The organism is Hydrogenophaga sp. GW456-12-10-14-TSB4, assembly GCF_059424305.1.
In genome coordinates, this window is sequence record NZ_JBWKZH010000124.1 from 1 (window position 1) to 7,098 (window position 7,098).

Consider the following 7,098-nt stretch of genomic DNA (forward strand, 5'->3'; position numbering starts at 1 on the left):
CCAAAGGCGTCGTGCACGAAGATGTCGCACAGGGCGCCCAGCTTTTTCGCCAGTTCGGGGCTGTTCTTCTTCTCGCCCACGTTGAGGCGGCAGTTCTCCAGCAGCACGACTTCGCCGGGGGCGACGGAGAAGTCACCGTCGATCCAGTTGGCGACCAGGCGCACCGGGCGGTCCAGCAGCTCGCCCAGGCGCGCGGCCACAGGGGCGAGCGAGTCTTCGGGCTTGAAGGCGCCTTCGGTGGGGCGACCCAGGTGGCTGGTGACCATCACCGCCGCGCCCGCGCCCAGCGCCAGCTGGATGGCCGGCAGGCTCGCGCGGATGCGCGTGTCTTCCGTGATCTCGCCGCCGGGCGACAAGGGCACGTTGAGATCGGCGCGGATGAAGACGCGCTTGCCGCGCGCGAAGCCACTCGCGCACACGTCGCCGAAACGCAGCGCGCTCATGCGAGACCGCCCACGACGCGAACCATCTCCAGGCATTTGTTGGAGTAGCCCCATTCGTTGTCGTACCAGCTCACGACCTTGATGAAGGTCTTGTCCAGCGCAATGCCGGCGTCGGCGTCGAAGATCGAGGTGCGCGTGTCGCCCCGGAAGTCCGTCGCCACCACCTTGTCCGTCGTGTAGCCCAGCACGCCCTTCAAGGCGCCTTCGCTCTGCGCCTTCATCTCCGCGCAGATCTCATCAAACGTCGCTTCCTTGTTCAGCTCCACCGTCAGGTCCACCACCGACACGTCGGAAGTCGGCACCCGGAAGCTCATGCCCGTGAGTTTCTTGTTGAGCTCGGGGATCACCACGCCCACGGCCTTGGCCGCGCCCGTGCTGCTGGGGATGATGTTTTCCAGGATGCCGCGGCCACCGCGCCAGTCCTTGTTGCTCGGGCCGTCCACCGTCTTCTGCGTGGCCGTGGCCGCGTGCACCGTGGTCATCAGCCCGCGCTTGATGCCCCACTTGTCGTTGAGCACCTTGGCGATCGGCGCCAGGCAGTTGGTGGTGCACGAGGCGTTGGAGATGATGGCCTCGCCCTTGTAGGTCTTGTCGTTCACGCCAAAGACGAACATCGGGGTGTCGTCCTTGGAGGGGGCCGACAGGATCACCTTCTTCGCACCCGCGTCCAGGTGCTTCTGGGCCGTGACCTTGTCCAGGAACAGACCGGTGGATTCGATCACCACGTCGGCGCCGACTTCGGCCCACTTCAGGTTGGCCGGATCGCGCTCCTGCGTCAGGCGGATCTTCTTGCCGTTGACGATCAGCGTGTTGCCTTCGACCGAGACCGTGCCCTTGAAGCGGCCGTGCACGCTGTCGTACTGCAGCATGTAGGCCAGGTAGTCGGGCTCGAGCAGGTCGTTGATCGCCACCACTTCAATGTCGTTGAAGTTCTGGATGGCGCTGCGCAGCACGTTGCGGCCAATGCGGCCGAAGCCGTTGATGCCGAGGCGGAGGGGTTGTCGGGTGGTCATGGTCAGTGCAAAAGAGCGGAGAGGTTGTCGATGACGCGGTCGGGCGCGCAGGCGGTGATGGGCTCACCCATGTTGTAGCCATAGGGCAGGGCCCAGACGCGCACGCCGGCGTTGCGCGCGGTGGCGACGTCGATGGACGAATCGCCCACGAAGAGCGCGCGCTCGGGCGGCACCTGGAACAACGCCAGGCAGCTGTGGATGCCGGCCGGGTCGGGCTTCTTGGTCGGCAGGGTGTCGCCACTGATCACGCGGTGAAACAGGGGCGCGAGCCGGTGCGCGTCCATCACGGTGGCGGTGTAGCGGCTTTCCTTGTTGGTGACGACGGCGAGTTTCACGCCGCGCTCGCGCAGGGCGGTGAGGGTTTCGCGCACCTGGGGGTAGAGCTGGCTGCGCGTGCCGCAGCGGCGCTGGTAGTGGCGGTCGAACTCGGCGGCGATCAGCGGCAGGGCGCTGCTCGCGCGCACCACGTCCACCCCGGTCTTGCCGGCCGAGGCCAGGGCCTGGATCAGCAGCTCGCGCGTGCCGTGGCCGATCCAGCGCTCCACCTGCACCTGCGAGACGGCGGGCAGGTCGAAGCGCACCAGGGTGTCGTTGACGGCGTCGCCGATCTCGCCAGCGGTGGCGACCAGCGTGCCGTCGAGGTCGAACATCGCCAGGTCCACGGCGCTCATGCTGCCTCCGCCTCGATGCCTGCACGCACACGGGGGCGCGGGTGCAGCAGCGCGCGCACCTCGTCGGCCACGCGCGCGGCGGTGATGCCGAAGTGCGCGTACAGGTCTTTCGCGGGGGCCGATTCGCCAAACGTGCTCATGCCGACCACGCGGCCGCTGCGGCCCACGTACTTGCGCCAGAAGTCGGGGTGCGCGGCCTCCACCGCCACGGCGGGCAGCGCGGGCGGCAGAACGGCGTCCTGCCAGGCGGCGTCCTGCCGGTCGAACACGCTGGTGCAGGGCATGGAGACGACGCGCACGGCGATGCCCTCGGCCGCGAGCGCGGTCTGCGCCTGCAGGGCCAACACCGTTTCGGAACCGGTGGCGACGATGACGGCCTGCGCGCCCGGCATGTCCGAGAGCACGTAGCCGCCGCGCTGGATGGCGGTGGCGCGGGTCTCGTCGCCCAGCGGCGGCAGGTTCTGGCGCGAGAGCGCGAGCGCGGTGGGGCCGTCGCGGCGCTGCAGGGCGTTGGCCCAGGCCACCGCCGTTTCCAGCGCATCGCCGGGGCGCCACACGTCCAGCCCCGGGATGAGGCGCAGGCTGGGCACGTGCTCCACCGGCTGGTGGGTCGGGCCGTCCTCGCCCAGGCCGATGCTGTCGTGCGTGAACACGTGGATGACCTGCAGCTTCATCAGCGCGGCCATGCGCACCGCGTTGCGGCTGTAGTCGCTGAAGGCGAGGAAGGTGCCACCGTAGGGAATGAAGCCGCCGTGCAGCGCCAGGCCGTTCATGATGGCGGCCATGCCGAACTCGCGCACGCCGTAGCTCAGGTGGTTGCCGCCGGTGAAGCGGCCGGCCTTGTCGGGGCCGGCGGTAACGCAGCCCTTGAAGTTGGTGAGGTTGGAGCTGGTGAGGTCGGCGCTGCCGCCGAAGATTTCGGGCAGTTGCGGCGCCAGGGCGTCGAGCGCGAGCTGGCTGGCCTTGCGCGTGGCGACGGCGTCGGTGCGCCGACCCAGGGCCGCGACGGTGGCGGGCAGGCCGTCGGCGAAGCCCTCGGGCAGTTCGCCGACCAGGCGGCGGTCGAACTCGGCGGCCTCGGCCGGGTAGGCCTCGCGGTAGGCGACGAAGCGCGCCTGCCAGTCGGCTTCGAGCGCGTGGCCGCGTTCGGTGGCGTTCCAGGCGGCGGCGATGTCGGCCGGGATCTCGAAGGGTGCGGCGGTCCAGCCCAGGGCCTCGCGCGTGGCCTGCACCTCGGCCGCACCGAGCGCGGCGCCGTGCACGTCGTGGCTGCCCTGTTTGTTGGGTGCGCCTTTGCCGATGATGGTCTTGCAGCAGATCAGCGTGGGCTTGCCCTCGGCCTGCGCGCTGGCGCTGCGCGCGCGCCGCAGTGCCGCGTCGATCGCGCCGGGGTCGTGGCCGTCCACCGTGACCACCTGCCAGCCGTAGGCGGCGAAGCGGCGCGGCGTGTCGTCGGTGAACCAGCCCTGCACATGGCCGTCGATGGAGATGCCGTTGTCGTCGTAGAGCGCCACCAGTTTCGCCAGGCGCAGCGTGCCGGCGAGCGAGCAGGCTTCGTGGCTGATGCCTTCCATCAGGCAGCCGTCGCCCAGGAAGACGTAGGTGTGGTGGTCCACGATGGCGTGGCCCGGCCGGTTGTACTCGGTGGCAAGCAGCTTCTCGGCCAGCGCCATGCCGACGGCGTTGGCCAGGCCCTGGCCGAGCGGGCCGGTGGTGGTTTCCACGCCGGGTGTCACACCGACCTCGGGGTGGCCGGCGGTCTTGCTGTGCAGACGGCGGAACTGGCGCAGGTCGTCCATCGAGAGCCCGTAGCCCGTGAGGTGCAGCAGCGCGTAGAGCAGCATGGAGCCGTGGCCGTTGGAGAGCACGAAACGGTCGCGGTCGAACCAGTGCGGGTTGGCCGGGTTGTGACGCAGGTGGCGGTTCCAGAGCACCTCGGCAATGTCGGCCATGCCCATGGGCGCGCCGGGGTGGCCGGATTGCGCGGCCTCCACCGCGTCCACCGCGAGCAGGCGGATCGCGTTGGCCATGCGGCGCGCGAGGTCGAGGTTGGGGGGCTGGCGCGCGCTCATGCGAAGGCCCTCTGCTTGCGTTCCATCATGCGCCAGATGAACGGGGTAAAGATCAATTGCATGGCCAGTTCCATCTTGCCGCCGGGCACGACGATGGTGTTGGCGCGCGACATGAAGGAGTCGTGCACCATGCTCAGCAGGTACTGGAAGTCGATGCCCTTGGGCTTGGCGAAGCGGATCACGACGAAGCTCTCGTCGGGCGCCGGGATCTCGCGCGCGATGAAGGGGTTGGAGGTGTCCACGCAGGGCACGCGCTGGAAGTTGACGTGCGTGTGAGCGAACTGCGGGCAGATGTAGTTCACGTAGTCGGGCATGCGGCGCAGGATGGTGTCGGTGACGGCCTCGGTGCTGTAGCCGCGCTTGGACTTGTCGCGCCAGAGTTTCTGGATCCATTCGAGGTTGATCACGGGCACGACGCCGATGAGCAGGTCGGGGTGCTGGGCGATGTTGACCTCGGGCGTGACCACAGCGCCGTGCAGGCCTTCGTAGAACAGCAGGTCGGTGTTCTGGGGCAGCTCCTGCCAGGGCGTGAAGGTGCCGGGCGCCTGTTTCCAGGGTGCGGCCTCTTCGGCGTCGTGCAGGTACTTGCGCGACTGGCCGGTGCCGCTGCGGCCGTAACTGGCGAACAGCGCCTCCAGCTCGGGGAACAGGTTGTTCTCGGGGCCGAAGTGGCTGAAGTGGCCATTGCCCGCGCGCTCGGCCTCGGCCTGGCGCAGCTTCATGTCCTGGCGGTCGTGGCGGTGAAAGCTGTCGCCTTCGATGATGGCGGCGGTGACGCCTTCGCGGCGGAAGATGTTCTCGAAGGTGCGGGTGACCGAAGTGGTCCCTGCCCCCGACGAGCCGGTGATGGCGATGATGGGGTGGCGCTCAGACATGGTGATGTCCCGTGGAGTTGAAGAATCGGGGCTTAGAAGGTGTGAATGGATCCGGCGTGGCCGAGCGGGCCGCCACAACGTGCCCTATCAAGGCGCAAAGCACAGCCGTGGCTTGGGCCACGGCGCGCATTTGCAACGCCGAGAGGGTGCGTTTTGGCGGGACGAGCGGGCATGGCGGGTTCATTCGCACCTTCTTAAACGCGGAACAGGCTGCGCTCGTGGAACAGGGGGTTGTCCAGGTCTTTGCGCGCGGGCGGCTCGGCGTGGTAGCGCTCGATGCGCTCGACCTCGTGCTTCGAGCCGAACACCAGGCCGATGCGCTGGTGCAGGCCCTCGGGCTGCACGCCCAGCATGGGCACGCGCCCGGTGCTGGCACGGCCGCCGGCCTGCTCCATGATGAAACCGATGGGGTTGGCCTCGTACAGCAGGCGCAGGCGGCCGGGCTTGGCCGGGTCCTTGCTGTCGCGCGGGTAGAGAAAGACACCGCCGCGCATGAGGATGCGGTGCGCCTCGGCCACCATGCTGGCGATCCAGCGCATGTTGAAGTCCTTGGCGCGCGGGCCGGTCTTGCCGGCCAGGCATTCGTCCACGTAGCGCTTGACCGGCGCTTCCCAGAAGCGGCTGTTGGAGGCGTTGATGGCGAACTCCTGCGTGTCGGCGGGCACGGTGAGGTCGGGGTGGGTGAGCATGAACTCGCCCAGGTTGGGGTCGAGGGTGAAGCCGGTCACGCCGTTGCCCACGGTGAGCACGAACATGGTAGTGGGGCCGTAGAGCGCGTAGCCGGCGGCCACCTGCTGCGTGCCGGGCTGCAGGAAGTCGGCCTCGGTGACTTCGCGGTCCTCGGTGGCCGGCGCGCGCAGCACCGAGAAGATGCTGCCCACGGAGACGTTCACGTCGATGTTGCTGGAGCCGTCGAGCGGGTCGAACACCAGCAGGTACTTGCCGCGCGGGTAGGTGCCGGGGATCTGGTACGGCGCGTCCATTTCCTCGGAGGCCATGCCCGCGAGGTGGCCGCCCCACTCGGTGATGCGCAGGAAGTAATCGTTGCTCAGCACGTCGAGTTTCTTCTGTGTCTCTCCTTGCACGTTGACCGAGCCGCCGGCGGCGGCGGCGTGGTTGCCCAGCACGTCGCCCAGCGCCCCGAAGGCGACCGCGCGCGCGATGGCCTTGCAGGCCATGGCCACGTCGAGGATGAGGGCGTTGAAATCGCCGCTGGCTTCGGGGAAGCGGCGGCGTTCTTCGATGAGGTACTGGGTGAGGGTCTTGCGGCCGGTCAGTGGCATGGCGTGGTTCTCCGCGGGGCGTTGCTGGAATGGAAGTCCGGGGTGGCGGCGGCGTGGCGCATCGCGCTCATGACGCCGTGGTAGCCGCCCGCCGCGTCGGCGGCGCCGAAGATGGCGCTGCCGGCCACGCAGATGTCGGCGCCGGCCTGGACGATCTCGCCGATGTTGTCCAGCTTCACGCCGCCGTCCACCTCCAGCCAGATCGGCTGGCCGCCGGTGGCGGTGTGGGCGTCGATGCGGCGGCGCGCCTCGCGCAGCTTGTGCAGGGTGTGAGGGATGAAGGCCTGGCCGCCGAAGCCCGGGTTGACACTCATCAGCAGCACCAGGTCCAGTTTGTCCATGACGTGGTCCATCCAGGCCAGCGGCGTGGCGGGGTTGAGCGCGAGGCCGGCCTTGCAGCCGTGCGAGCGGATCAGCTGCAGCGTGCGGTCCACGTGGCGCGAGGCCTCGGGGTGGAAGCTGATGCAGTTGGCGCCGGCCTTGGCGAACAGGGGGACCAGCGCATCCACCGGCTCCACCATGAGGTGCACGTCGATGGGGATCTGCACGTGCGGGCGGATGGCTTCGCAGACCTGCGGGCCGATGGTGAGGTTGGGCACGTAGTGGTTGTCCATCACGTCGAAGTGCACGAAGTCGGCGCCAGCGGCTTCGATGGCGCGCACCTCTTCGCCCAGGCGCGCGAAGTCGGCCGAAAGGAGGGAGGGCGCCAGGCGCACGGCGGGCGACGGGTTGAACTTGGGC

General features: G+C 68.9%; 7 protein-coding genes. All 7 read right to left on the reverse strand.

Going from position 1 to position 7,098, the window contains the following annotated elements; all coding sequences use genetic code 11:
- Positions 1-443 (reverse strand): phosphoglycerate kinase (gene pgk / locus AC07ZS_RS29325; protein ID WP_494801962.1); only part of this gene is annotated, 443 nt, incomplete at its 3' end.
- A complete protein-coding gene (gap, locus tag AC07ZS_RS29330; protein WP_494801963.1) occupies positions 440-1,456 on the reverse strand; it encodes a type I glyceraldehyde-3-phosphate dehydrogenase in 1,017 nt (338 codons plus the stop codon). The genes pgk and gap, both read right to left, overlap by 4 nt.
- A gap of 2 nt (positions 1,457-1,458) precedes the next feature.
- Positions 1,459-2,127 carry an HAD-IA family hydrolase gene (locus tag AC07ZS_RS29335; protein WP_494801964.1) on the reverse strand — a complete coding sequence of 223 codons (669 nt, stop codon included), beginning with the start codon at positions 2,125-2,127 and terminating at the stop codon, positions 1,459-1,461.
- Positions 2,124-4,199, reverse strand: a complete 2,076-nt coding sequence (tkt, locus tag AC07ZS_RS29340) for a transketolase (RefSeq protein ID WP_494801965.1) — start codon at positions 4,197-4,199, stop codon at positions 2,124-2,126. Before tkt ends, AC07ZS_RS29335 begins: the two co-directional genes overlap by 4 nt.
- Entirely contained in the window at positions 4,196-5,074 is an 879-nt protein-coding gene (locus tag AC07ZS_RS29345) for a phosphoribulokinase (protein ID WP_494801966.1), read from the reverse strand. The genes tkt and AC07ZS_RS29345 overlap by 4 nt, the downstream gene beginning before the upstream one ends.
- Before the next feature lie 194 nt (positions 5,075-5,268).
- Positions 5,269-6,357, reverse strand: a complete 1,089-nt coding sequence (locus AC07ZS_RS29350; protein ID WP_494801967.1) for a class 1 fructose-bisphosphatase — start codon at positions 6,355-6,357, stop codon at positions 5,269-5,271.
- On the reverse strand, positions 6,348-7,073 hold the full coding sequence (gene rpe / locus AC07ZS_RS29355) for a ribulose-phosphate 3-epimerase (RefSeq protein ID WP_494801968.1): 726 nt from the start codon (positions 7,071-7,073) through the stop codon (positions 6,348-6,350). The genes AC07ZS_RS29350 and rpe overlap by 10 nt, the downstream gene beginning before the upstream one ends.
- Positions 7,074-7,098 lie beyond the last annotated feature (25 nt).